General features: G+C 68.8%; 25 protein-coding genes. 5 read left to right on the forward strand and 20 right to left on the reverse strand.

The window, feature by feature from the left end; translation table 11 throughout:
- Positions 1 to 780, reverse strand: coding sequence for a hydroxyacylglutathione hydrolase (gloB, locus tag ACWJIO_RS00400; RefSeq protein WP_480310642.1), 780 nt, complete (start codon positions 778 to 780; stop codon positions 1 to 3).
- A 71-nt stretch (positions 781 to 851) separates the two neighbouring features.
- Between gloB and hisG the strand changes: the two genes are divergently transcribed.
- From hisG to ppk2, 3 genes are read left to right on the forward strand one after another with little or no spacing between them, the layout of a single operon-like run.
- Complete coding sequence (gene hisG / locus ACWJIO_RS00405; protein WP_480310643.1) at positions 852 to 1,511, forward strand: ATP phosphoribosyltransferase; 660 nt, start codon at positions 852 to 854, stop codon at positions 1,509 to 1,511.
- Complete coding sequence (locus ACWJIO_RS00410) at positions 1,511 to 3,310, forward strand: ABC transporter ATP-binding protein (RefSeq protein ID WP_480310645.1); 1,800 nt, start codon at positions 1,511 to 1,513, stop codon at positions 3,308 to 3,310. The genes hisG and ACWJIO_RS00410 overlap by 1 nt, the downstream gene beginning before the upstream one ends.
- Positions 3,311 to 3,341: 31 nt before the next feature.
- Positions 3,342 to 4,424, forward strand: coding sequence for a polyphosphate kinase 2 (gene ppk2 / locus ACWJIO_RS00415; protein WP_480310646.1), 1,083 nt, complete (start codon positions 3,342 to 3,344; stop codon positions 4,422 to 4,424).
- Between the two features lie 6 nt (positions 4,425 to 4,430).
- Here ppk2 and ACWJIO_RS00420 read toward each other — a convergent pair whose 3' ends face one another.
- The gene (locus tag ACWJIO_RS00420; RefSeq protein ID WP_480310648.1) at positions 4,431 to 5,228 is read right to left on the reverse strand and encodes an alpha/beta fold hydrolase; all 798 of its coding nucleotides are present in this window, start codon (positions 5,226 to 5,228) and stop codon (positions 4,431 to 4,433) included.
- Positions 5,229 to 5,263: 35 nt separating this feature from the next.
- Here ACWJIO_RS00420 and ACWJIO_RS00425 point away from each other — a divergent pair, with 35 nt between their 5' ends.
- Positions 5,264 to 5,752 carry a GNAT family N-acetyltransferase gene (locus tag ACWJIO_RS00425; RefSeq protein ID WP_225875580.1) on the forward strand — a complete coding sequence of 163 codons (489 nt, stop codon included), beginning with the start codon at positions 5,264 to 5,266 and terminating at the stop codon, positions 5,750 to 5,752.
- Here ACWJIO_RS00425 and ACWJIO_RS00430 read toward each other — a convergent pair.
- Genes ACWJIO_RS00430 through ACWJIO_RS00440 form a run of 3 tightly spaced genes read right to left on the reverse strand, consistent with a single transcriptional unit; the run spans position 5,652 to position 8,267 of the window.
- Positions 5,652 to 6,455, reverse strand: coding sequence for a TIGR04283 family arsenosugar biosynthesis glycosyltransferase (locus ACWJIO_RS00430; RefSeq protein ID WP_480310649.1), 804 nt, complete (start codon positions 6,453 to 6,455; stop codon positions 5,652 to 5,654). The genes ACWJIO_RS00425 and ACWJIO_RS00430 overlap by 101 nt on opposite strands.
- 3 nt (positions 6,456 to 6,458) lie before the next feature.
- Positions 6,459 to 7,109, reverse strand: coding sequence for a TIGR04282 family arsenosugar biosynthesis glycosyltransferase (locus ACWJIO_RS00435; RefSeq protein ID WP_480310650.1), 651 nt, complete (start codon positions 7,107 to 7,109; stop codon positions 6,459 to 6,461).
- A 9-nt stretch (positions 7,110 to 7,118) separates the two neighbouring features.
- Positions 7,119 to 8,267 (reverse strand): trypsin-like peptidase domain-containing protein, encoded by a 1,149-nt coding sequence (locus ACWJIO_RS00440; RefSeq protein WP_480310651.1) that lies wholly within the window; start codon positions 8,265 to 8,267, stop codon positions 7,119 to 7,121.
- Between the two features lie 120 nt (positions 8,268 to 8,387).
- Between ACWJIO_RS00440 and dnaA the strand changes: the two genes are divergently transcribed.
- Complete coding sequence (gene dnaA, locus ACWJIO_RS00445) at positions 8,388 to 9,827, forward strand: chromosomal replication initiator protein DnaA (protein WP_480310653.1); 1,440 nt, start codon at positions 8,388 to 8,390, stop codon at positions 9,825 to 9,827.
- Positions 9,828 to 9,840: 13 nt separating this feature from the next.
- On the opposite strand, the gene ACWJIO_RS00450 is transcribed toward dnaA, so the two are convergent.
- The 15 genes from ACWJIO_RS00450 to csoS1 (ACWJIO_RS00520) all read right to left on the reverse strand — a co-directional run bounded on the left by ACWJIO_RS00450 (position 9,841) and on the right by csoS1 (ACWJIO_RS00520) (position 24,950).
- Complete coding sequence (locus ACWJIO_RS00450) at positions 9,841 to 10,353, reverse strand: hypothetical protein (protein ID WP_480310655.1); 513 nt, start codon at positions 10,351 to 10,353, stop codon at positions 9,841 to 9,843.
- A gap of 484 nt (positions 10,354 to 10,837) precedes the next feature.
- Positions 10,838 to 11,743 (reverse strand): CbbX protein, encoded by a 906-nt coding sequence (cbbX, locus tag ACWJIO_RS00455; protein WP_480311478.1) that lies wholly within the window; start codon positions 11,741 to 11,743, stop codon positions 10,838 to 10,840.
- A gap of 5 nt (positions 11,744 to 11,748) precedes the next feature.
- A complete protein-coding gene (locus ACWJIO_RS00460) occupies positions 11,749 to 12,033 on the reverse strand; it encodes a 4a-hydroxytetrahydrobiopterin dehydratase (protein ID WP_480310657.1) in 285 nt (94 codons plus the stop codon).
- 9 nt (positions 12,034 to 12,042) lie between these two features.
- Positions 12,043 to 13,218 carry a CO2 hydration protein gene (locus ACWJIO_RS00465; protein ID WP_480310659.1) on the reverse strand — a complete coding sequence of 392 codons (1,176 nt, stop codon included), beginning with the start codon at positions 13,216 to 13,218 and terminating at the stop codon, positions 12,043 to 12,045.
- A complete protein-coding gene (locus ACWJIO_RS00470) occupies positions 13,218 to 14,759 on the reverse strand; it encodes an NADH-quinone oxidoreductase subunit M (RefSeq protein ID WP_480310660.1) in 1,542 nt (513 codons plus the stop codon). The genes ACWJIO_RS00465 and ACWJIO_RS00470 overlap by 1 nt, the downstream gene beginning before the upstream one ends.
- Entirely contained in the window at positions 14,756 to 16,621 is a 1,866-nt protein-coding gene (locus tag ACWJIO_RS00475) for an NAD(P)H-quinone oxidoreductase subunit F (protein WP_480310661.1), read from the reverse strand. Before ACWJIO_RS00475 ends, ACWJIO_RS00470 begins: the two co-directional genes overlap by 4 nt.
- A gap of 67 nt (positions 16,622 to 16,688) precedes the next feature.
- Positions 16,689 to 17,156 carry a ferritin-like domain-containing protein gene (locus ACWJIO_RS00480; RefSeq protein ID WP_480310662.1) on the reverse strand — a complete coding sequence of 156 codons (468 nt, stop codon included), beginning with the start codon at positions 17,154 to 17,156 and terminating at the stop codon, positions 16,689 to 16,691.
- 5 nt (positions 17,157 to 17,161) lie between these two features.
- Complete coding sequence (gene csoS1, locus ACWJIO_RS00485) at positions 17,162 to 17,686, reverse strand: alpha-carboxysome major shell protein CsoS1 (RefSeq protein ID WP_480311479.1); 525 nt, start codon at positions 17,684 to 17,686, stop codon at positions 17,162 to 17,164.
- A gap of 214 nt (positions 17,687 to 17,900) precedes the next feature.
- Positions 17,901 to 18,152, reverse strand: coding sequence for a carboxysome peptide B (locus ACWJIO_RS00490; RefSeq protein ID WP_480310664.1), 252 nt, complete (start codon positions 18,150 to 18,152; stop codon positions 17,901 to 17,903).
- Positions 18,152 to 18,466 (reverse strand): alpha-carboxysome shell vertex protein CsoS4, encoded by a 315-nt coding sequence (gene csoS4 / locus ACWJIO_RS00495; protein WP_480310666.1) that lies wholly within the window; start codon positions 18,464 to 18,466, stop codon positions 18,152 to 18,154. Before csoS4 ends, ACWJIO_RS00490 begins: the two co-directional genes overlap by 1 nt.
- A gap of 1 nt (position 18,467) precedes the next feature.
- Positions 18,468 to 20,039 carry a carboxysome shell carbonic anhydrase gene (locus ACWJIO_RS00500; protein ID WP_480311480.1) on the reverse strand — a complete coding sequence of 524 codons (1,572 nt, stop codon included), beginning with the start codon at positions 20,037 to 20,039 and terminating at the stop codon, positions 18,468 to 18,470.
- A gap of 160 nt (positions 20,040 to 20,199) precedes the next feature.
- The gene (gene csoS2, locus ACWJIO_RS00505) at positions 20,200 to 22,587 is read right to left on the reverse strand and encodes an alpha-carboxysome scaffolding protein CsoS2 (RefSeq protein ID WP_480310667.1); all 2,388 of its coding nucleotides are present in this window, start codon (positions 22,585 to 22,587) and stop codon (positions 20,200 to 20,202) included.
- 136 nt (positions 22,588 to 22,723) lie between these two features.
- Positions 22,724 to 23,065 (reverse strand): ribulose bisphosphate carboxylase small subunit, encoded by a 342-nt coding sequence (locus ACWJIO_RS00510; RefSeq protein ID WP_480310668.1) that lies wholly within the window; start codon positions 23,063 to 23,065, stop codon positions 22,724 to 22,726.
- Positions 23,066 to 23,160: 95 nt separating this feature from the next.
- Entirely contained in the window at positions 23,161 to 24,573 is a 1,413-nt protein-coding gene (locus ACWJIO_RS00515) for a form I ribulose bisphosphate carboxylase large subunit (RefSeq protein WP_480310669.1), read from the reverse strand.
- Between the two features lie 62 nt (positions 24,574 to 24,635).
- Entirely contained in the window at positions 24,636 to 24,950 is a 315-nt protein-coding gene (gene csoS1 / locus ACWJIO_RS00520; RefSeq protein WP_006909739.1) for an alpha-carboxysome major shell protein CsoS1, read from the reverse strand.
- Positions 24,951 to 24,992: the final 42 nt, after the last annotated feature.

Genomic DNA, 24,992 nt, shown 5'->3' on the forward strand with positions numbered 1-24,992 from the left:
TCAGCCGCGCCAGTGGTCCTTGTGATGCCTCAGCTCAGCCAGGCTGGCGGCATCAGGGGCCCGCAGGAAGAGGTTCGTGGCCAGCTCCACAGCGATCTGGCTTGGCACGGTGGCCTGGCCCCGGGCCCGCTGCGCCCGCACATCCGCCAGCCGCTGCCGGATCGGCGCCGCCGCCGGGTCGTCGCTGGCCACCGTGGCGGCAGCCCAGCGCAGGTTGGCCTCCGTGTACTCGTGGGCGCACCACATCCAGGTGGCGCCGGGCAGGGCCGCCAGCCGCTGCAGGGAGGCCTGCATCTGGGCGGGGCTGCCCTCGAACAGCCGGCCACAGCCGCCGGCGAACAGGGTGTCGCCGCAGAACAGGTGGCCGGCCCTGGGTAACCAGTAGGCGAGGTGGGCCCGCGTGTGGCCCGGCACCGCCAGCACCTCCACCGGCTCGCCCAGCAGCGTGAGCCGATCGCCATCGGCCACCCCCTGGGTCTGAAAGGGGATGCGCTCCAGGTCGTCGCGGGCGGCCACCACGGCGCAGCCGGGCCAGCGACGCAGCAGCCCCGGGGTGCCGCCGATGTGGTCGCTGTGGTGGTGGGTCTGGAGGATGGTGACCAGCTCCAGGCCCCGCTCCTCCAGGCGCTGCTGGATGGGGGCATCGACCGCAGGGTCCACCACCGCAGCCTGCCGGCCCTTGCTCAGCAGCATCACGTAGTTGTCGTTGAGCACGGGGATCAGCTCCACCGACAGCGTCTCCTCCCCGGGCGGCTCCACCAGTGGCGACTCCGCTTTCATTGGCCGGGCTCCTGCGGGGCTCTCTCGGCGATTCGGGCCCATCGTTACAGTCCGGACAGAGACGTGTGTCCATGATCACCGTTGCCCTGGCCAAGGGTGCCCTGCTGAAGGATTCGGTGCGTCGCTTCGCCGCCGCCGGCCTTGATTTTTCCGCTGTGCTCGAGCCGGGCAACCGCCTGCTGATGGTGCCCAGTGCCTGCGGAACGGCCCGGGCCCTGCTGGTGCGCAACGCCGATGTGCCGGTGTATGTGGCCTATGGCCAGGCCCAGCTGGGGGTGGTCGGCTACGACGTGCTGCGCGAGCACCAGCTGCCCGTGGCCCAGCTGGTGGACCTGGGCTTCGGCGGCTGCCGCATGAGTGTGGCCGTCAAGGCCAGCAGCCCCTACCGCCGCGCCGCCGACCTGCCGGCCCATTGCCGCGTGGCCAGCAAGTTCACCCGCTGCGCCGAGGCCTACTTCGAAGCCCTCGATCTGCCGGTGGAGCTGATCCACCTGGCCGGTTCGGTGGAACTCGGGCCGATCACCGGCATGAGTGAGGCGATCGTGGATCTGGTGGCCACCGGCCGCACCCTCAACGACAACGGCCTGATCGCCATCGAAGATCTGTTCCAGTCCACGGCCCGGCTGGTGGGCCATCCCCTGGCCCTGCGCCTCGATGGCGGCGCCCTGCAGACCATCGTCGACAGGGTTGCGGCCGTCGCCGCGGCACCCGCCCCGGCGGGCGTGGCCTGATGGCGGCCCTCGACCGTGAACGGCTGCTGCGGCTGCTGCCCTACCTGGGCCGCGACAAGCGCCGCCTGCTGCTCACCCTGACCCTGCTGATCCCGGTGGCCACGGCCGCGGCCATCCAGCCGCTGCTGGTAGGTCAGGCGATCGCCGTGCTGCGGGGTGAGCCCACCCTCGCCTTCCTCAGCGGCATGCCGGTGGACCAGGCCCTGCGGTTGCTGGTGATCGTGCTGCTGGCGGCGGTGCTGTTGCGGCTGGGCCTGCAGGGCCTGCAGAGCTACAGCGTTCAGGCCGTGGGCCAGCGGCTCACCGCCCGCATCCGCGACGACCTCTTCGCCCATGCCATGGCGCTGTCGCTGCGCTTTCACGACCGCACGCCCGTGGGCAAGCTGCTCACCCGGCTCACCAGTGATGTCGATGCCCTGGCCGAGGTCTTCGGCAGCGGCGCCGTGGGGGTGCTGGCCGATCTGGTCACCCTGTTGGTGATCGCCGTGACCATGCTCAGCATCGAGTGGCGTCTGGCGCTGCTGCTGCTCTCCTCCCAGGTGCCCGTGGTGCTGGGGATGCTGTGGCTGCAGAAGCGCTACCGCCGGGCCAACTACCGCGTGCGCGAGGAGCTCAGTTCCCTCAATGCCGACCTGCAGGAGAACCTGCAGGGGCTGGAGGTGGTGCAGATGTTCCGCCGCGAGGACGTCAACAGCGCCCGCTTCGCCCGCACCACCGACGCCTACCGCCAGGCCGTGACGGGCACGATCCTGTTCGACAGCTCCATCTCCGCCTTTATCGAATGGGTGGCCCTGGTGGCCGTGGCCGTGGTGCTGGCCGCCGGCGGCAGCATGGTGTCCGGCGGCCTGCTCGGGCTGGGCACCCTCACCACCTTCATCCTCTACTCCCAGCGGCTGTTCGATCCCCTGCGCCAGCTGGCGGAGCGCTTCACCCAGATCCAGGGGGGGCTGACGGCGGTGGAGCGTATCGGCGAACTGCTGGAGCAGCCGATCGAGATCCAGGAGCTTCCCGCCGCCCAGCGTTCGGCCGCGGCCCATCGCTCGGGCGCCCAGCGCAGCAGCGCCGGCGAGGTGGTGTTCGAGCACGTGTCCTTCGCCTACCGCGAGGACGATCCGATCCTCACCGATCTCTCCTTCCGCATCGCTCCCGGCGAGCATGTCGCCCTGGTGGGTCCCACCGGATCCGGCAAGACCACGGTGATCCGGCTGCTGTGCCGCCTCTACGAGCCCCAGAGCGGCCGGATCCTGCTGGATGGGGTGGACATCCGCGAGCTGCCGATCCCCACCCTGCGCCAGCGCCTCGGCGTGGTGCTGCAGGACACCTTCCTGTTCAGCGGCAACGTGGCCGACAACCTGCGCCTCGATGCGCCCATCTCCACTGACGACCTGCTGCGCCTGTGTGGGGAGCTGGGCCTGGCCGAGCTGCTGCGCCGCCTGCCCGAGGGGCTGGCCACGGAGTTGCGTGAGCGCGGCGGCAATCTCTCCTCCGGCGAGCGGCAGCTGCTGGCGGTGGCCCGGGTGGCGATTCGCGATCCCTCCGTGCTGGTGATGGATGAGGCCACCGCCTTCATGGATCCCTCCACCGAAGCCACCCTGCAGCGCGACCTCGACCGCCTGCTTCAGCAGCGCACCGCGATCGTGATCGCCCACCGGCTGGCCACTGTGGAGGCCGCCGATCGCATCCTGGTGCTGCAGCGGGGCCGGGTGATCGAGGAAGGCACCCATCGCCAGCTGCGGGACTCCGGTGGCCTCTACGCCCGCCTCGCCGAGCTGCAGGACAAGGGCCTGGCAGCCCTCTAGCGCCTGCGACAAAACCCGGCCATTGGTAGTGGTGGCTGCCACACGGGGTTCAACTGGGGGCCTAGGACGTTTTCACTTCTGGCGAAACCCCTTGTTCATGAATGACATCGACCTGCTCAAAAGCGCTGCACCGATGATGATGGACGGGAGTGAGAAAAAGAGCAAAAAGGACAAGAAGGACAAGAAGGACAAGAAAGTTGAGAACAAAGCCAAGTCCAAGAACCCTGGTAAAGCCAAGGGCGGCAAGGGCAAGAAGGGTAAACAAGTCCTCTCGGCTGATCAGTACAAGCCTTCTCCGATCTTCGATGACTTTGCCAAGAATTCGGAAGGCCACCTCCCCAAGCTCGATCGCAAGTTCTACGAGAAGGAGCTGACCCGGTTGCAGGTGGAGCTGGTCAAGATGCAGTACTGGATCAAGCACGTGGGCTATCGGGTTGTGCTGCTGTTCGAGGGCAGGGACGCGGCCGGCAAGGGCGGCACGATCAAGCGCATCACCGAGCCCCTGAACCCACGCGGCTGCAACGTGGTGGCCCTGGGAACCCCCTCTGATCAGCAGAAAACCCAGTGGTATTTCCAGCGCTACGTGGAGCACTTCCCTTCCGCCGGCGAGATCGTGCTCTTCGACCGCAGCTGGTACAACCGCGCCGGGGTGGAGAAGGTGATGGGCTTCTGCACACCAGAGCAGGTGGAAGAGTTCATGCTCTCCTGCCCTGAGTTCGAGCGCATGCTGGTGCGCAGCGGCATCGTGCTGATCAAATACTGGTTCTCCGTCAGTGACGACGAGCAGGAGGCCCGTTTCCGCTCACGGCTCGAAGACCCAGCCCGCCGCTGGAAACTGAGCCCCATGGACCTGGAGTCGCGGGATCGCTGGGTGGAATTTTCCAAGGCCAAAGATGAGATGTTTGCTCACACCAACATCCCGGAAGCGCCTTGGTTCACGGTGGAGGCCAATGACAAGCGCCGGGCCCGGCTCAATTGCATCAGGCATCTGCTCAGCAAGATTCCCTACGAGGACATGACCCCTGACGCGATCGAATTACCCCCCCGCAAGAGTGGCAGCGATTACCAGCGCCCCCCCATGAACGAGCAGTTCTTCGTGCCCGGCATCTATTGATCTGACCTACTGCGGCTCAGCAGCAGCTGGCAGAGGCGGGGCGAGCTGATCCAGCCACGGACGGATGGTGTCGGCCAGCTCCCGGGGCCGCCCGAGCATCGGCAGATGGCCGGCCCCGGCCAGCAGCCTCAGATCGTGCTGGCTGGCGTAGCCCGCCAGGTGGCGCACGTAGCGCGGTTCCATCACCCGGTCGTTGCTGCCGGCGATCCAGAGGCTGGGCACGCTGAGGGCGGCGGTGAGCCCAGGCAGCTGTTGCACGGCGCTGCGCCTCATGCTGCAGGCCAGCAGCCCCTGGGCGGCCCGCCGGTCCGCCAGCAGGGGGCTGTGCAGCGGGCCGCTGCCGGGCACGTGAACCAGCCAGCGGGGCCTCAGCTGCAGGAACAACGCCCCGCCCCGCCGCACCTGGGCAAAGGGCCTCGGTTGGTAGACCCCGCCGCCCACCGCGATCTGCACCACCCCTGCCAGCCGGCTGCCGAGGCCCCCGGCGGCATGGAGCACCAGGCTGCCGCCGAGCGAGTGGCCCATCAACACCACAGGCCGGCCGTCCCTGGCCTGGCGCCGGGCCTGCTCGGCCACCCAGGCGCCGTAGCTGGCCAGGCTCGCCTGCAGGCCCCGGGGCCGCTCCCGGCCGCCGAAGCCGGGCAGATCCGGCGCCCAGATCTCCCAGTCGGGCACCAGTTCCGCCGCCAGCCGATCCCAGAGCCGGCCCGCCAGCAGCCAGCCGTGCAGGGCCACGATCAGGGGCCGTTGCCCTGCCGGGAGTCGCTCCGGGGCGATCTGTGCTGGAGCGGATGCTGCTGCCATCAGTCAGGATCGTGGCATCCCGCCACCGCTGTTCCGTGGATCCGGCCCTCCAGCTCACCACGCTCTATGGGGAGCAGCACCGCCTCTGCCCCACACCCAAGAGCCAGGTGTCGCTGGTGCTGAGCGCCGAACGGGAGATCGACCTGATTGAGCTGGAGCAGCTGTGTGATGCCGTGGGCTGGAGCCGACGGCCGCTGCGCCGGGTGCGCAAGGCGCTCCAGCACAGCCTGCTGCGGGTGGGGCTCTGGCGCCACGATTCCCGCCTGCCCAAGCTGGTGGGCTTTGCCCGCTGCACCGGCGATGGCGTGGTGGAAGCCACGGTCTGGGACGTGGCCGTGCATCCCCACTACCAGGGCCTGGGGCTGGGCAAGGCCTTGATGGTCTACGTGCTCGATCAGCTGCGCAGCATGCAGGTGGATCGCGTCACCCTGTTTGCCGATCCCCAGGTGGTGGCCTTCTACCGGGCCCAGGGCTGGGATCTGGAGCCCCTGGAGCGTCGCTGCGCCTTCTGGTACGCACCCTAGGGCTGCTCGCCCCAGGGCCGTAGTAGCAGCGGGCGAGGGCCTCGGCATCGGCGCCCCGGCGCCAGGCCCAGCGCAGCCGGGCGTTGTCGATCGTGGTGCGCCAGACGCCCCGGGCCCGCCAGCGGCGGCCGTCCACCCGCACGGCGCCACCGAGGCTGCGCAGGCGGCCGCGACGCCGCAGGCGCTGCACCAGGTCGAGGTCCTCCATCAGGGGCAGGGGCCTGAGGCCACCGCTGGCCCAGTAGTGCTGCAGGGGAAGCAGCAGCCCCTGGTCGCCGTAGGGCAGCTGCCGCCAGCGGCTGCGCAGCCTCACCCCCAGCTCCACCAGCCGCAGGGCCAGGCCGCGGCCGTCGATCCCCAGATCGAAATACCACGCCTCCGCCGGCCTCTGCCGCGCCCGCGTCAGCCGCGATGCCCAGTCGGCCGGCAGACGCACGTCGGCATGGAGCAGCAGCAGCCACGGGCCCTGGGCCTCCCGCGCACCGAGGGCCAGCTGACGGCCGCGCCCGGGCGCACTGCGCAGCAGCCGCGCCCCCGCCAGCCGCGCCAGTTCAGGGGTGCCGTCCTGGCTGCCGCCATCCACCACCAGCACCTCGCGGACCAGGCCGGGGGCGCTGCCCAGCTGGGCCAGCAGACCCGCCAGGGCATGGCCTTCGTTGCGGGTGGCCAGCACCACGCTCAGCCAGGGTGAGGAGGCGGCCACGGCTCAGCGCCAGGGTTGCAGATCGATGGCGCGGTCGAGGTCGTGGCGCAGGGGCAGCAGGCGCGGCTCGATGCCCAGGGCCGCCGCCGCGGCCAGGGTGTGCCCCAGCACCTCGCCACTGCCCCAGGGGATGCCGCTCAGCAGCTCGGCCCTGGCGGCGGTCAGGCCGATCAGCCAGTAGCCCCCGTCCCCGGCTGGCCCCAGCACCAGGGAGGGGGCTTCAGGTTTCGCCTGGCCCAGAAGCTCGAAGGCCACCTCCAGATCGGCCCCCTCCAGGGTCGGCAGGTCACTGCCGATCAGCACCACCCGCTGGGCCCCCTCCGCCAGGGCCCGCAGCACCTGGCGCTGCAGGCGCACCCCCAGACTGCCCGCCCCCTGGTCGGTGCAGCCATCGCAGCCCAGGCTGCCCGCCCAGCGCCGCCGCTGGCGCTCCCCCAGGCCCTGGGCCGCCAGCACCACCCGGCAGCCCAGCCGGCTGCGGGTGCGGCGGGCCACCGCGAAGGTATGGGCGGTGAGGCGCCCCTGAATGGCGGCCGCCCGCCCGATTCCGAGGCCCCTGGCCAACCGACTCTTGCAGCGGCCGGGGGCCGGCCAGCGGGCCAGCACCACCAGCTGCAGTGCCCCTGATGCGCTCCCCTGGCTGGCCTGCTTCACGCCGGTTGCTCAGTTCTGCCGGGGCAGTTCGGCGGGCTGCAGGGTCAGGTTGGTGGTGGTGTTGCCGCGACGCACCACCACGGCCAGGTCATCACCCACCCTGCCCTGATCCACGGCCAGCTGCACTTCCGAGGGGTTGCGCACCCGGCGCCCGCCCACCGACTCGATCAGGTCGCAGGGCTTGAGGCCCCCCTTGGCAGCCGGGCTGTTCGGCATCACATCCACCACCACCACGCCGTTGGCCTCGGGCAGCCGGCACTGGTCGGTGGTGGCGTTGATCTCCTTGGCCAGCTGGGGGGTGAGGGCCTGCAGCCGCACACCGATGTAGGGGTGGCTGGCGAAGCCGCGCTCAAGGATCTGGGCGGCAATCTGGCGGGCCACGTTGATCGGCACCGCGAAGCTCAGGCCCGCGCCCGGGGCCTGGCGGATGGCGGTGTTGATGCCGATCACCTGGCCCCGGTCGTTGATCAGTGGCCCGCCGCTGTTGCCGGGGTTCACGGCGGCGTCGGTCTGGATGTAGGGAACCCGCTGGCCCTCGCCGACGGCGTTGGTGCGCTGGATGGCGCTGATGATGCCGGCGGTCACCGTGTTATCGAGCCCCAGGGGGTTGCCGATGGCGATCGCCCATTCGCCCGGGCGCAGCTTGGCGGAGTCGCCCAGGGGAGCCACGGGCAGGTCGGTGGCCACCACCTTGACCACCGCCACATCCGTGAGCGGATCGCTGCCGAGCACTTTGCCGGTGAGGCTGCGGCCATCGGGCAGGGTCACGCTCACCTCGCTGGCCCCATCCACCACGTGGGCATTGGTGAGCAGCACACCGTCAGAGCGGGTGATGAAGCCGGAGCCCTGGCCCTGCTGCTCCTGGATGGTCGGTCCGCGGCCGAACAGCCCACCGAGGGGGTTGATCACCCGTTTGGTGGTGTCAATCCGCACCACCGATGGTCCCACCTTCGCCACGGCGTCCACGATCACGTTGTTGCCCGGCTGCAGGGGCGGCACGGGGGCGGCGTCGCTGATGCGCGCGTTGCCCTGCTCGGGCTGGCCAGGCAGCTGCGGCAGCTGGGGCAGATTCGGCAGCCGAGGCAGGACGCTGGCACAGCCTGTGAGCAGCAACGTGCCGATCAGTCCGGCGCTGGGCCAGGGGCGGAAGCAGGGCATGGTCGACTCAGGGGGACGGCTGAAGGGACGGGGGGTGTGCCCCGGTTGGCCTGGGGCTCATTTAAGACCGAGAGGCGGCTGTTGATCTGCCTATATTCGGCACCCGCGTGGGGGCCCTTGGTGCAGCAGAGAGACGAGCTGTGGCACCAGGTTCAGCAGGCCCTCCAGGCCCGGTTCAGCAAACCCACCTTCGAAACCTGGATTCGCCCGGCGCTCTGCCTGGGACTTGAAGCTGACACCCTGGTGCTCGAGGCGCCCAACAGTTTCGCCTGCGGCTGGCTGCGTAAAAACTATCTCGACACGATCGAGGTCGTGGCCAGCGAGATCGCCGGCCGGCCGCTGCGGATTGAGATCGGCACGGCCGCTCCGGACGCTGTCCTCCCGGACCGGGGCGGCCCAGGCGCCCCGGGCACGGGTGCCTTGGCAGGGAATTCCATGGCCAACCGCTCCAAGGGCGCGGCCCCGGCCCCACCTGCGGCGGCCCATGGCGCCACTGCCAACGGCAGACCTGGCCCTGCCGGATCGCCAGGCAGTGGTCTCAACCCCCGCTACGTGTTCAACCGCTTCGTGGTGGGTCCCAACAGCCGCATGGCCCATGCCGCGGCCCTGGCGGTGGCTGAGGCCCCTGGCCGGGAGTTCAACCCCCTGTTCATCTGCGGCGGGGTGGGTCTGGGCAAGACCCATCTGATGCAGGCCATCGGCCACTACCGCCTGGAGATCAACCCGGAAGCTCGGGTGTTCTATGTCTCCACCGAAACCTTCACCAACGACCTGATCCAGGCGATCCGCAAAGACGGCATGCAGGCCTTTCGCGACCGCTACCGCGCCGCCGATCTGATCCTGGTGGATGACATCCAGTTCATCGAGGGCAAGGAGTACACCCAGGAGGAGTTCTTCCACACCTTCAATGCCCTGCACGAGGCCGGCCGCCAGGTGGTGATCGCCTCCGATCGGCCCCCCAGCCAGATCCCGCGCCTGCAGGAGCGGCTGATCTCACGCTTCTCGATGGGTCTGATCGCCGACATCCAGGCCCCGGATCTGGAAACCCGCATGGCGATCCTGCACAAGAAGGCCGAACAGGAGCAGATGGCCCTGCCCCGCGATCTGATCCAGTTCATCGCCGGGCGCTTCACCTCCAACATCCGCGAGCTGGAGGGGGCCCTCACCCGGGCCGTGGCCTTCGCCTCGATCACCGGTCTGCCGATGACGGTGGAGTCGGTGGCGCCGATGCTCGATCCGGCCGGCCGGGACGTGGAGGTGAAGCCCGAGCAGGTGCTTGAGAAGGTGTCGGAGGTGTTCGGTGTGGGAGGCGATGAGATGCGCAGCCCCAGCCGCAAGCGGGCCGTGAGCCAGGCCCGCCAGGTGGGCATGTACCTGATGCGCCACAGCACCAACCTCTCCCTGCCGCGCATCGGCGAGGTGTTCGGCGGCAAGGATCACTCCACCGTGATGTATGCGGTGGAGCAGATCGAAAAGAAGCTCCATGCCGACCCCTCCCTGGCCCGGCAGGTGCAGCAGGTGCGCGACCTGCTGCAGATCGACTCGCGCAAGCGCCGCTGAGGGCGCCGGGGGCTCAGTTGCAGCCCTGCACCGAGATCCGGTAGCTGAAGCCGAGGGCGCCGGGATCGTTGCTGGCACCCACTTTGAAGTTCATCTGGCTGGCCTGCTTGCCGGGCACCGCTTCAAATGGTCCGAACTCCTTACCCGTGCCGATGGGGGGGGTCATGCTGGCGTTGATCACCTGCAGGCTGGTGCCATCACTGAACTTCATGTAGCCCTCCACCGGATACTCGGCGTTGGCGTCTGAGGAGTTGGCCGTGAAGAAGAACTTGTATTGCTCGTAGGGGCGATCCACGATGAAATCAGTGTTCCAGTTCGTGCGGCCCAGCAGCTTGCCGCGGCTCACGGTCTTGGCCACCACCGGGTTCTGGCCGTCACCACCGATCGGTTGCAGGAAACTGCAGGTTTCGGCCCGCACCGTGGTGGCGGAGGCCAGGGTGAGGGTGAGGGCGGCGGCTGAACCGCGCAGCAGGGACTGCAGAAGCTGACGGCGGGACGACTTGATCACTGCGAAGGAAAGCTGCACAGCAGGGCTGGGGGGGGGGGTCGGCGTTGAGCGTAGATCGCAACCTGGCGGTTGGCAGTTAGCTGCAGACAGCGCGATGCTGGTTGCTGACAGCCGCCTCGTGCCCAGACATCCTCCTGGGGCCGGGTAGGGTCGTGGGGTCCCTTGCCGGTGCCCGATGTCCACCATGCAGCCACTTCAGCCATCGGCTCGGACGACTCCCCTGAGGCGTGTCCCAGGAGCTCCAGTTCTGGCCGCTGCCCTGGCCGCTGCTCTCGGTGGCAGCCTGGTCGCGGGCCCTGCCCAGGCTCAGACCCAGATCTGGCAGCGGCAGGGTGCACCGCCAGCGGCCGGGTCCCAGGTGGTGCCGGAAAATTGCACCACCGGCAGCGATGGCGCCATCACCTGCGGCACCCGTGTGGAGGGGGATGAAGGGCGCCGCCCTGCCGCTCCCCGCCTCGAACTGTTCCCGAACTGAGTGCGTCCGCCGAACCGGCCCCGTCCTTCAGGTGAGGGGCCGGGCCGGATCGAGGCCCTCCACTTCCCCCTGGAACACCCTGGAGGCCGTGATGTCCCCGGCCTCCAGAGTCATCAGATCCAGCTTGGTGAGGGCCTTGCCCATGCCACTGAACAGCCGGTTGGCCTGGCGCATGCGGGCGCGATCGATGGCGTTGCGGATGGAGCGGGCATTGGCGAAGAAGGGCAGCTGCATGCGGCGCTGGATGTAGTCCGCGAAGGCGGAGCGGGCTTCATCGCTGAGACGGTAGTTCTCGGCAGCCAGAATCAGCTGGGCGATCGCCAGCAGCTCTTCGGCGCTGTAGTCGGGGAAGTCGATGTGATTGGCCACCCGCGATGAAAGACCGGGGTTGGATTGGTAGAAGATGTCCATCCGATCCTTGTAGCCCGCGAAGATCACCACCAGATCGTCGCGCTGGTTCTCCATCACCTGCAGCAGGATCTCGATCGCCTCAGCGCCATAGTCGCGCTCATTTTCAGGGCGGTAGAGGTAGTAGGCCTCATCGATGAACAGCACGCCCCCCATGGCTTTCTTGAGCATCTCCCTGGTCTTGGGAGCGGTGTGGCCGATGTACTGCCCCACCAGATCATCGCGGGTGGCGGTGATCACATGGCCCTTGCGCACATAGCCCAGCCCGTGCAGGATCTTGCTCATCCGCTCGGCCACGGTGGTCTTGCCGGTGCCCGGCCGACCGGTGAAGGACATGTGCAGCGAGGGCGGCGCCGTTTCCAGCCCCACCTGCTGGCGGGCCCGGTTCACCACCAGCAGGGCGGCGATCTCGCGGATGCGCGCCTTCACCGGCCGCAGGCCGATCAGTTCGCGGTCGAGCTGATCGAGCACCTCCTGCACCCCGGCCCCCTCGTAGGCCGCCCTCAGGTCCACCGCCAGGCCCAGGTCTGTCACGGGCCGCCGTCAGCTGGGGGGGCAGCGGGGCAGAGGGCATCGATGGCGGCGGCGAACGCCTGGTCTTCAGGCCCGATCAGCTCCTGCTCGGGCTCAGGCCGCAGGGTGAGGTTCACATAGGTTCGCCCGAAGCTGATGTCCGGATAGCGCCCCAGCTGCTCGGAGAGATCGTTGAGCTGCTCGAGGAAGGCGCGGGTGGCCCCGTAGTCGCCGAACTCGATGCGCCGCTCCAGGCGCTCGGCGCGGTCGGGCTTGGGCCGGGGAGTCCAGGTCTGCTCCATGGTCAGACCCTAGGCCAGCGCTGGGTTGGCGCGCACCCAGCGGCTCTCCGTCAGGCAGTCGGTGCGGGCCTCGGCGAGCCGCTCGGCCCAGGCGCCGGCGTAGGCCTGGTTGGCGGCCTGCTGGCTGGCCTCGCTGCAGGCCAGGCCGTGGGGCATGGTGCCCTGGATGGCGGCCTCGGTGACGCAGAACATCGCCTTCTGGAAGCTGCGGCAGATGTTCACGTGGATGTCACCCTCGCCGCGGCCGTGCTGGTCGTACCAGCGGTGCAGGGTCTCGGGCAGATGGCGCGCCATGTCGTGCATCAGCAGGCTGGGCGGGATGCCGGCCCCCATGGTGGGCAGGGGATCGGCGTAGAGGGCGCCGTAGGCGAAACGGGCCTGGTCGGGAGCGATCTGCTGGGCCTGGGCGTTGAAGCTCACGGTGCCGAAGAACGGCGTGCCGCGCAGGAACACCGCTTCCACGTAGGGCACCGCCACGTCGATCAGAAAGCTGAGGCCTGCCTCGGGGGGCAACACCCAGTGCCGCTGGCCGCCCAGCTCCACGGCGTAGGTGATCGGAGCGGCAGCTGCCTGCACCAGCCCCTGCCGGATGTAATCCACCACAGCGGCCATCGTGCCGATCCGGCCCTCGCGTTCCTCGACCGCCAGGGCCAGGAACAGATCGCTCATCACCCGCCAGAACTGGCCGAGGGCATGGGTGGTGGCGGCGGCGCGGATCAGCTCCGGCAGGAAGCCCGGGAACAGCGGATGGAGCAGGGCCAGCAGGGGATCACGCCGAAGCTTGGCGGCGATGATGCCGGCGCAGCCAGCGGCGAAGTCGGTGGAGTCGAGATACCCATCCAGTCCGCCCGTGCCGTGCCAGAGCATGGTCTTCATGCAGTACTCGGCATACTCGTAATTGAGGCGGTCGTGCCGGAGGTTGCGCCAGATCCGCGCCGGGCTCGGATCCCCATCCAGATACTTGAGCAGGGGAAAGGGATTGAGAAACTGGCGCTCGGCCTGAAAGATCAGGTTGGTGCTGTAGGCATCCAGCACGGCGCCATAGCTCTCCAGCACCCCCACCACCTGCAGCCGCTGCTCCGCCGAGTCGGCCACCAGGGTCTGGCCACTGAGCAGCCGCTGGCCCAGCTCAGCCGTTGTGAGCCTGCCACCCTGCACGGTGAGATCGGCCGGGATCACAGGCATCAGCCCGGCCCCCCGGAGGCCAGCTGCCCGGCCAGGGCCGGCAGCTGCGCCATGGCGGTGGTGGTGGCCTCACTCAGGTGCCCGAGGCCGCCGGGCGCCAGGCCCAGCAGCACCACGCCGATGGCAAGGGCGATGGCCGGCACCGTTTCGCGCGCCGCCACGACGGGCAGCTGGATGTCGAGCCGGCTCGACTGCAGCGGATCCTCGGCGGCCGTGATGGCCAGGCGGCCGAAGAAGGCCCGGTTCACCAGCAGCAGGAAGTACACCGCCGTGAGCCCTGAGCCCACCATGCAGCAGAGGGTGGCCAGCGGGTAGGGGCCGAGGCTGCCCCGGAACACCAGGAATTCGGCGATGAAGCCCGCCATGCCGGGCATGCCCGCGCTGGCCATCACGGCCAGGATCATCAGTGAGCCGCTGAGCGCCAGACCCCGCTGGGGGTTGAGCAGACCCTTCAGCACCGCGAGATCGCGGCTGCCCGTCTTGCGGTACACGATCCCCACCAGCAGGAACAGCAGGGCCGAAATCAGGCCATGGCTCACCATCTGGAACTCGGTGCCCAGCAGGCTCACCGGCGACGCCGCCGCCGCCGCCAGCAGGATGTAGCCCATGTGCCCCACGGAGCTGTAGGCCACCATCCGCTTCATGTCCTGCTGGGCGATCGCCGCCAGTGATCCAAATACCACCGAGATCGCCGCCCACACCGCCAACCCCGGCGCCAGCACGGTCCAGGCCTCAGGGAACAGCCCCATGCCGAAGCGCAGCAGGCCGTAGGTGCCCAGCTTCAGCAGCACGCCGGCCAGCAGCACCGACACCGGCGTGGAGGCCTGGGTGTGGGCATCCGGCAGCCAGGTGTGGAAGGGCACCAGCGGCATCTTGATGCCGAAGCCCACCAGCAGCGCCAGCAACAGCACGATCTGGCTACCCAGTCCCAGCTGCTCGGTCGTCACGGCGGTGGGGCTGAAGTTCACCGTTCCGCTGAGCAGGGCCAGGCCCAGAAAGGCCGCCAGGATCAGCATTCCTGAGAGGGCCGTGAAGATCAGGAACTTGGTGGCCGCGTAGGCCCGCCCGGCGCCCCCCCAGATGGAGATCAACAGCCACAGGGGGATCAGTTCGAGCTCGTAGAAGAGCAGGAACAGCAGCAGGTTGTCGGCCAGGAAGGCCCCGTTCACGGCCCCGCTGATCAGCAGCAGCAGGGCGAAGTAGAGGCGCGGTCGTCGGCTCAGGTCGCGGCTGCAGACCACGGCCACCAGGCTGAGGCCGGCGTTCATCAGCACCAGCGGCAGCGACAGGCCATCCACCCCGAGCCGGTAGTCGAGGCCCAGCCCCGGCAGCCAGGCGTGCACCTCCTGCAGCTGCAGGCCGCTCTGGCCGGGGTCGAAGGCCAGCAGCACGGCGAGGCTGAGGCCCAGCTGCAGGCTGAGCAGGGCGATGCAGGCCTGGCGCAGCCGGGCGGCAGTGGCCTGCCTCGGCCAGGCCAGCAGGCCCAGGCCGCCGGCCAGGGGCAGCAGCAACAGCAACGAGAGCAGGGGCAGGGCACTCATGGGCCGCCTCCGCCGAGCCAGGCCAGGCAGGCGGTCAGCGTCACGATCGCCACCACGGCGGTGAGCAGGTACGACTGCAGCTGCCCGCTCACCCCCAGCTTCAGACCCTCGGCACTCTGCAGCGAGAGCCGACCGAAGCCGTTCACCACGCCGTTCACCAGGCGTCGATCCAGCCCGTCGCTGAGGCGGGCCAGGGCCGCCACCAGGGCCACCAGCGTGCTGCGGTAGGCCGCCTCGCTGTAGAAGTCGAAGGCCAGCAGGTCCTGCAGACCGCGCAGGGCCGGGGGGCTGGAGCGGCTGCGCACTGCATCGAGGGGCAGCCAGACGCCGATCCCCACCCCCAGCAGCCCGCTGCCTGCCACCGCCAGGCCGATGGGCCAGGCGAAGGAGGCCAGGCCAGGCACCGGATCCAGCCGGGCCAGCAGCAGGGGGGTGAGCAGCACCAGCACGCTGAGGCTCACCATCGGCAGGGCCATCAGCCAGATCACCTCCGGCGTGCGGCGGGTCTTGGGCCTCACGGCACCCAGAAACACGCTGCGGAACACCCGGCAGAGGTTCACGGCCGTGAGGGCATTGGTGATCAGCAGCACCGCGGCGAAGGCGGGGGCGCCGTCCAGGAGAGCCTCCACGCCCAGGCCGAAGCACCAGAAGCAGCCCAGGGGCAGCAGCCCCACCAGGCCGGCGCTCCCCACCACAAAGGCCGTGGCGGTGGCCGGCATGCGGCTGCCGATGCCGCCCAGCTCGGTGAGGTCCTGGCAGTTGGTGGCGGCGATGACGCTGCCCACACCCATGAACAGCAGCGCCTTGGCCAGGGCGTGGGAGAACAGCAGCAGCACGGCGATACCGGGCTGCTGCAGGGCGATGGCAATGAACACCAGCCCCACATAGGAGGTGGTGCCGTAGGAGCAGGCCCGCTTCAGGTCCACCTGGGCCAGGGCCACGAGCGCTCCGCCCAGGGCGCTGATCGTGCCCACCGCCAGCAGCACGTCCGTGGCCACCGGAGAGAGCAGCAGCAGCGGCATCAGTTTCAGCAGCACCAGCGCTCCGGCGGTGACCACGGCTGAGTTGCGCAGGATCGAGGCCGGGTTGGGGCCCTCCATGGCCTCATCGAGCCAGAGATGCATCGGGAACTGGGCACACTTGCCCATCGGTCCGGCGATCAGCCCCAGGCCCAGCAGGGTGCCGGCCAGGGGGGTGAGGCTGCCGTCGGCGTGGGCGGCTGCGGCCCAGCTGTAGAGATCGGTGAACTCCAACGAGCCGGCCCAGGCCGAGAGCGCCACCACGCCCATCAGCAGCAGCACATCACCCACCCGCTTGGTGAGGAAGGCATCGCGGGCCGCCGTGACCACCAGCGGCTGGGCATACCAGAACCCCACCAGCAGGTAGGTGGAGAGGGTGAGCATCTCCAGCAGGAAATAGCTCATGAACAGGTTGCTGCTCAGCACCACCCCACAGAGGGCGCCTTCGAAGAAGCCCACCAGGGCGTAGAAGCGCGCCAGCGCCCACTCCTTGTCGAGGTAGCCAAGGGCAAACACCTGGGCCAGCAGGCTCAGCAGGGTCACCAGCGCCAGGGCCGCCAGGTTGGTGGGCGAGAGGTCGAAGCCCAGGCTGAGGCTGAGGTCGGCGGCGGAAAACCAGGGGATGGCCAGATGGGCCGGGCCGTGCAGGTTCACCTCCCAGGCCACCAGAGCGCCGTGGACCACGGCCAGCAGGGTGACCAGCAGGTTGAGGTAGGCCGCCGGCCGGGGACCCTGGCGCGGCAACCAGCCCCAGGCCCAGGGCAGCGAGAGCAGCATGCCGCTGAACCCGTACAGCGGGATCAGCCAGGCCAGCTGGATCGAGAGGGGCAGGGGATCAGTCATCGGCTGGTCCCTCAGGCGGCCCGGAGCCAGCCGAGCTCAGCGCTGCTGCTCCCGGGCCGCTGCGGGCTCAGAAGGTCGCGCGATCGAGGTCGGGGCCTGGGTGCGCGCCCAGCTGACGCAGCCAGATGGCCAGCTCCTCCCCATGGGAATGCTCGTCGCGCCAAAGTTCGTGGAAGAAGGCTTCATTCTCTCCGTCTCCGATCTGAACACAGAAGCGCACCGCCTCGGCGTAATGATTGATGAGGTCGGCCTCCATGGCGCTGTTGTGGCGCAGTAAGCCAGTCAGATCTGGGGCGTGGGTGACCGGCTGCAACTGCGAAGCGGCCGGAGCCACGCCCAGGCTGAGCATTCGCTGCACCAGCTTTTCGGCATGCCGGAGTTCTTCCACGGTTTCCTCGCGGAAGCGTTTGGCGGCCTCGGCCTCGCCCCAGATCTCCAGCAGGGAGGCCTGGGTCATGTACTGCTGCACGGCCGTGAACTCGAGGCTCAGGGCGCGACCCAGATAGCCCAGCACGCGCGGATGGGCGGCGTCCATGGGCATTACAGGCGGCGGATGGTCTCAGTGCTTTGCAGGGCGGGCTCCACCTCGGTGTGGGGGCGGGCAATGATGTGGGCTGCCACCAGGCCATCCCCCACCCGCTCACAGGCGTCGGCACCGGCTCGCACCGCTGCGTTCACGGCGCCGGTTTCCCCCCGCACCATGACCGTGACGTAGCCACCGCCCACGAATTCGCGGGCCACCATGGTGACCTCAGCGGCCTTGGTCATGGCGTCAGCCGCCTCGATGGCAGGCACCAGACCGCGGGTTTCGATCATGCCGAGGGCGATGCCGTGAACGGTGGGAGCCATGGGGGAGGTTGCGGAGGAGGACGAAGAGGCGGGGGGCCGGGTGCCACTGGAGCCGCCGGAGCGGCGGCTGCTGCGGCTGCTGCTGGAGCGCTGGCTGGTGCTGGAGGCGGGGGGCAGAGCCCTGGACCGGGTGGTGGTGCTGGCTGCGGAACGTGCCGTGGTAGTCGTTGCCGCCGCCAGGGCGGGAGAGCTGGGCTGGGCTGCGCTGGGCTTCAGAGGGGTGGGGGCGGCCGTTGCCGCCGGGCTGGTGGACGTGGACGCCGGCGCTGGCGCCGGCTTGGCGCTGCTGGCGTCACCGGCGCCCCCTGAGGCGGCGGACTTGCCGGTCGATCGGGTGGTCGGTGTGGCCATGGCGGGGCGCGGGGGAACGGGAACGGGGTGAGATCGGCGGAGCGGCTGCCGCGGGAGGCAGCAGCCGTGGGAGCGTCAGCTAGCCATCCGGTTCCCAGAAATCAATGATTCCTGCGATGGTCAGATCAATCTGTGCATCGGGCACACCACAGGCAAACCGGGCGGCGGAGCCGCTGGACGTGAACACCCAGTTCCCCACGGAGGCCCCGACGGGATCCACGGCCACCGAGAGCTTGCCTTTGACGTTGCGCAGCACCCTCAGGTTCCAATGGCCCATGCCACTGACCCGCTGGCTGCAGACGAGAGAGCCGGTCACCTGCATGATCTCCATCAAGAGTCCTCCCCTGGTGCAGGGCTGGATGACCGGGCTGGGCTGGGGGGCGGACTGGTCGGTTTGAGCGGGTCGGGATCCCAGTGGTCGATGATCCCCACGATCGTCAGATCGCTGGGATACGACTTGCTGCCGGCAGCTTCGCGAGCCGCCGAACTCCCCACGCAGATCACCCAGTCACCAGGGATGCAGCCCACCGCGTCCACCGCCACTTTCTGGGTGCTGCCATCGAGCACCACCTGGAGCAGCTTGTGTTCGAATCCGGGGATGCGGTTGGTGGACACCAGCGGTTTGAGCACCTTGCAGATCAACATCTCAGTGGCCTCCCGCAGCGGCGAACACGATGGTGGAGGCCACCACTTCTGCTGGGATGTGGCGGTCCTGGTCGCGGATGGTGAGCAGAGCGTGGAGCAGGCCCTGCTGACAGAGCTCGGCGTAGCGGCTCTCAATGGCGGCCTGTACCCGCTGACAATGGCGCACCGCCCGTTCCCGTGCCCCAGGCACCTGACCGTGGTAATCAAAGCGCACCACCACCGGCACGGGCAGCCCCCGCGACACGTTCAGCCCCCGGAAGATCTTCACGCCCACATCCAGGTCGGCGGCGCCCTCTTCCACGGTGTCCATGTAGGCGAAGTAGGTGAGGTTGCGCAGGTGGATTTCCTTGAAGCCGATCCCCACGCCGATGAACCGCTCCGCGTGGCTGGCGTCGTCATAGGCGCCGCCATGGAACTGGCGCACGTAGTCGATCTGGGAGATGTTGTGCTCCAGCAAGCGGGCCACGAGGCTCACCATGCCGGGGTCAGGTGCGGAAGCCGCGGCCTGACGCACCAGGTCCTGCAACCGCTGGCGGGCCTGCTCGGGGTTCAGGTCGGCCGTGGCGGCATAGGCGTCCTGGGCATCGAGCCAGCGCTCCAGGTTGGTGCTGCCATCCATGCCCGGCACGTGCACCCGGATGGCATCGGTGTCGGTGTCGATGCCCAGCAGCAGCAGATCCACCGAGGCCCCGCAGCAGAAACTGTTCTCCACGGCCTGCTGGAAGTCCTGCAGCCGCAGCAGCCCACAGGAGGCGGCCAGACCGTCGTTGCTGCCGTGGGCTGCGCAGCCCTCATGGCTTGGATCCCTGGAGCTGAAGTGGTACATCACCACCTTCAGATAGCGGGTGTCCGCATGGGCGGGATTGGGGATCCCTTCCCGGTAGCGGAGGTGCTCGGTCTTCACCCAGCGGTTCACCGTGTTCTCCACATCAAAGAGGGCGCCGGCGTGGGGCCTGCGCCGCACCGAACTGAAAGGCAGCCTCAGGCCGTAGGCGATGGCATGGGCCAGGCGTCCGTCGGCACAGGGAGTGATGTCGAGCAGGTGGAAGCCACACTCCAGCAGGAAGGCATTGAAGGCCTGGGCGGCCTCACTGCCAGCCTGGCCGCCGAGGGGGTCCCCGTTGAAAAAGGCTGCGCTGGTCTGTTCGTAGGTCTCGAACACACACCAGGCAAACAGGGTGCGCATGTCCAGCTGGCTGACCCAGGCTTTTTCCAGGATCGGCAGGGGCAGGGCATAGCCCAGCTGGTCCTGGGCGATCGCCTGGGCCTGGTCAACGAAATCGTCCTCGTGCTGGAGGGCCGACAGCTGCTTGAGCACCGGCACGATGCGGTCGAAGGCCTGCTTCACCCCGTCGTCGTAGGCCTGCAGCGCTCGGTTGGCGCCCAGATCGGTGAGCGGATGGGTGCTGGAGCCGCGGCCAACTCCTTCCCCGGCCCGGCCGGAGAAGGAGTTGGTGAAGACTGCCGTGCGCCTCGCTGGCCGGCCGAGGCTGGCGGCCTTCGAACTGGTGAGGCGTGTCCGCCGGCCCCGGCTGGCGGCGCTGGGCGTCGCGGAAGGCCGGGCGGTCTGCATGGCGGCCCTGGCCCGGGTGCCCCGCAGGGGAACAGTGGGCTGGCCGCCGTTGTCAGCGGGGAGGCTGCCCGGATCCCTGCTGGATCCCGGGCGGCGGCGCTGGGCTGTGGGGGCGAGCGAAGCGTTGCTGGGGCGGAAGGATCGGCGCGGCATGGGCGAATCAGCCGCGGGCCCCACCGGAGACCGTGATCAGGGATCCGGCCTGGGTGTTGCCGCTGGAGCCGGTCACCCGGCTCACCGGTTCGGGCACCGTGTCGTTGCGCTTGGGCTGGGCGCCTGGCATGGCGCTCATGGGGCCGACGCGGGTGGGGTTGCGGCGGCGGGCGGAACTGCCCTCGGTGCCGGTCACATGCTCGCCCCGATCCCAGTCGTCGCCAGTGATTTTGAGCCCAGCGGAGATGCCTTCACCGGTCACCCGGGAGGTGGGGCGCACGTCCTGGTCCACGCTCACGGGAGCCGGCGAGACCTGGATGGGCCCGCGGGAGAGCTGGGTGCCGCGGTGATCGAAGCGGAACTGTTCGGTGCCGGTGACCTGACCGGCCGCCAGGTCAAAAGGGCCGGTGATGCGTCTCCCCTGTTCGTAGGCATTGCCGGTGACGCCACCGCCCTGCTGGCGAGCTGTCTGGGCGGCTCGGGCGGGGGACTGAACGCTGAACCGCTGCCAGGGGGCTGATTCGAGCGATTGGGGGTAGTCGGCGTCCTGGGCGTTGGCGGCACCACAGGCGGCGGCCAGCTGGTCACCCCCCACGTAGGGGGTGCCGGTGACGGGTTCACAGGCGCCGCGTCCGGCTCCGGTCATCACACCGCCAATCCCAGGCTGGATCCCACTCATGCGGCTGGAGCCCCGCACGGGAGTGCGTTGACGGATCTCCCGCACGGCCGGAGTGGAGCAGTAGTCGGAGGCCTGTTCCAGGCCGGCGTAGGGGGTGCCGGTCACCGACTTGCAGGTTCCTGGTTCGTCCCCGGTGACCTTGTCGCTGCGGCCGGTGCGGGTGCCGCTCACCACCTGGGCACGGTTGGTCACGCTGAAGCCCACCTTGGGGGCTTCCGGTTCAGGAACCGAGCCGCAGAAGGCGGCGTATTGCTGACTGCCGACGTATTCATCGCCGGTGACCAGGCGGCAGCTGCCGGGCTCGTCACCGGTGACCCGCTGGCCACGGCCCACGTGGGTGCCGGTGACGCTGGTGCCCCGCAGGGTGTGGAGCGAGTCCACCTTGGTGGGGGCCCGGCCGGGGGTCGGCGGTTCGGCGCCGAGGTATTGGTCGCCGGTGAGCTGCAGGCCTGAGCCGGGCTCATCGCCGGTGACCCGCTCGGAGCGACCCACCATCACTCCGGAGACCGGCTGGCCACCAAGGGTCTGGCTCCTGCCCACCTTGCGGGGGCTGGCTTGGGCTGTGCCGCAATAGGACGCCATCTGGTTGGCCGACACGTACTCGGTGCCGGTGACCAGCTTGCAGGTGCCGGGCTCATCGCCGGTGACCTTTTCGGAGCGTCCCACCTCGTTGCCTGTCACCCGGTTGCCGTGGCTGGTGTCCGTGAGCCGAACTTTGGCTGGCTGGCGGCTGGGAGCGTCGCTCTGACAAAAGGTCTGGAACACCTCGGCGCCCAGGTATTCGGTGCCGGTGATGGCACGGCAGGTGGCGGCCTCGTTGCCGGTGGTCTTGGGCGAGCGGTTGGCCTGGGTGCCCGTGACCACCTGGCCCGAGGGGGTTTCACTCACGCCTACTTTCCAGTGGGCATCAGCCGTGGCGGCCTGCTGGGCGCCGTGCCGGTTGGGCCCGCAGGGGCGGGTGCCGCCGCTGCGGCAGGAGCCGGCACTGCCCACCTTGGCCTTCAGTTCGCGCACCTTCTGGGCGAGCTCGCGGGTGCTGATGTCTGGATTGCCCTGGCGGGCCAGGCTGGCGGCGGTGCTGTTGGTGGGGGCGTTGGCCGATTTGCCGCGCTTGGAGAGGGCCTCCCGCCTGGCCAGCACAAGGGCACGGCTGGGGTTGTGCTGTGCCTGGGCCCGCTTGATGTTGCGGCGCTCGGCGGCTCCACCGCCGCCGGAGCCGATGCGGGAGCTCGACAGGCTGAGATTGAGGGAGGAACGGCTGCTGGGGCTGCCGCCATTGGCCGGCGCCTGCGCTGCCGGCGTCGAGCTGGCCAACGGCTCGCTGCTGGTAGCGGCGCTGGTGCCGCGGCTCACAGACAGGCCAAGATCCGTTCTGGTGCGATCGCGGGAGGTGCTGGCGCGCTTGCCCTTCTGGGTGAGGGCCTCGCGGCGGGCCAGGGCCATCTCACGGCTGTGGTTGAGCACCCGCCTGGTGGGGGTGCTGCGCGGCGCGGCAGGGGCGCTCAGGGAGAGGCCCGAACGGCTGGGGGCACGGCCGGGAGCGGCACTGGATTCAGCAGCAGAGGCCTGGGTTTCGCTTGAGCGCGCCAGGCGAACGTCTTCGGCGGTGCGCACCCGGCTCGGGCTGGAGACAAATTTCCCCACGGCTTTTTTACCCCCTGTGGTGAGGGCCCGGCGGCGCTCAAGTGCTGCTTCCCGACTGGATGTGCTGGCCATGTCCGCCCGTCGTGTAGAGATCGCTGTGGATAGGCCTTCGGGGCCTGAAACGTCAGCCGCCGGCGCCGCCGACGGAGAGTGGGGATGGTTGCAGGCAATGCTGCAACCATCAGGGGTCTGTCAAAGGCAGCTGGAGTCAGCGGCCCTCGAACACCACGAAGCAGGAACCCTGGCTCTGGATGTAGGCGTCGTAGCCGACCAGACGCACGTGGTGGTCGGGGTAGGCACGGTGGCAGGCCTCAAGTTCGCTCACGATCACGCCGAGATCCTTCTCACCGAAGAAGGGGAGCTTCCAGTACGACCAGTAGGTCGCCATGGAGCGGCTGGGATGAACGTGCTCGATCAGGGGGCTCCAACCCTGGGCAATGATGTAGGCGATCTGGTCGTAGATCTCGTCCTGGGTCATCGGCGGGAGGAAGCCGAAGGTCTCCAGGGTGGCGACTGTTTGGTAGTCACCCACGGTGCTCTTGAAGGGCATGGGGATCCTGTGGGGGATGGGATGAATGGATGCGGTTCTGAATCACCGGAGGAGCAGGGAGGACGAACCCACCAGCTCCTGCCGTCAGGGTGTGATCAGTTGACGTCGAGCTTGTCGACGGTGTCGAACTCGAACTTGATCTCCTTCCAGGTTTCGAGAGCGATGGCCAGCTCGGGGCTGTGCTTGGCGGCCTCCATGAGGATGTCGCGGCTTTCCTTCTCGATTTCCCGACCGGCGTTGCGCGCCTTGACGCAGGCTTCCAGGGCCACCCGGTTGGCGGCGGCGCCGGCGGCCGAACCCCAGGGGTGACCGTGGGTGCCACCACCGAACTGGAGCACGGAGTCGTCGCCGAAGATGGCCACCAGGGCTGGCATGTGCCACACGTGGATACCGCCTGAGGCGACGGCGAACACGCCGGGCATGGAGGCCCAGTCCTGGTCGAAGAAGTTGCCGCGGCTGCGGTCTTCGGGCACGAACGACTCGCGCAGCTGGTCGATGAAGCCGAGGGTGGTCTGGCGATCGCCCTCGAGCTTGCCCACCACGGTGCCGGTGTGGAGCTGGTCACCACCGGAGAGGCGCAGGCACTTGGCCAGCACCCGGAAGTGGATGCCGTGCTTGGGGTGACGGTCGATCACCGCGTGCATGGCGCGGTGGATGTGGAGCAGCATGCCGTTCTTGCGGCACCAATGCGCCAGACCGGTGTTGGCCGTGAAGCCACCCGTGATGTAGTCGTGCATGATGATCGGCTGGCCGAGTTCCTTGGCGAACTCGGCCCGCTCGTACATCTCCTCAGGAGTGGCGGCGGTGCAGTTGAGGTAGTGCCCCTTCTTCTCACCGGTTTCTTCCTGGGCGAGTTGCACGGCCTCGGCCACGAACTCGAAGCGGTTCTGCCAGCGCTGGAAGGGCTGGGAGTTGATGTTCTCGTCGTCCTTGGTGAAGTCGAGACCACCGCGCAGGCACTCGTACACCACGCGGCCGTAGTTCTTGCCGCTGAGGCCGAGCTTCGGCTTGATCGTGCAACCCAGCAGGGGACGGCCGTACTTGTTCATCCGGTCGCGCTCGACCTGGATGCCGTTCGGCGGACCCATGCAGGTCTTGATGAAGGCCAGGGGGAAGCGGATGTCCTCCAGGCGCAGGTGGCGCAGGGCCTTGAAGCCGAACACGTTGCCGACCAGGGAGGTCAGCACGTTGGTGACGGAACCTTCCTCGAACAGGTCGAGGGGGTAGGCGATGAAGGCGTAGAAGGCCTCCTTGTCGCCGGGCACGTCTTCGATGCGGTAGCAGCGGCCTTTGTAGAAGTCGAGATCCGTGAGGAGCTCAGACCACACAGCTGACCAGGTGCCGGTGGAGGATTCAGCGGCCACGGCGGCAGCCACCTCCTCCTTGGGCACACCTTCCTGGCCGGTACATTTGAAGCAGGCCAGCAGGTCGGTGTCGAGGGGGACGTAATCAGGAGTCCAATACGTGTCGCGGTACTCCTTGACGCCTGACTCGTACTTCTTGCTCATGGAGATTCTCCGGTTGGGTCGGTTAAGGGAATGACGAAAGAACGCCTCAGGCGTTCAGGGCCTCAGTCCTTGGAACCCACGAAACCGGCACTGCCGCTCAGGGCAGGCTCCACTTCGCGGTGGGGGCGGGCGATGATGTGGGCCGCCACCAGGCCGTCGCCCACGCGCTCACAGGCGTCAGCCCCGGCGCGCACGGCAGCGTTGACAGCGCCGGTCTCGCCGCGCACCATCACGGTCACGTAGCCGCCGCCGACGAACTCGCGGGCGATGAGACGCACTTCGGCGGCCTTGGTCATGGCGTCTGCCGCTTCAATGGCGGGCACCAGACCGCGGGTTTCAATCATGCCGAGGGCGATGCCCATGGTTTCGTTAGCCATTACCTGCTCCTTAAGGAGGGGGTGGAATGTTCGCAGGCAACC

The sequence above is a fragment of the Paraciimarium castrense LEGE 11436 genome, from assembly GCF_056633055.1.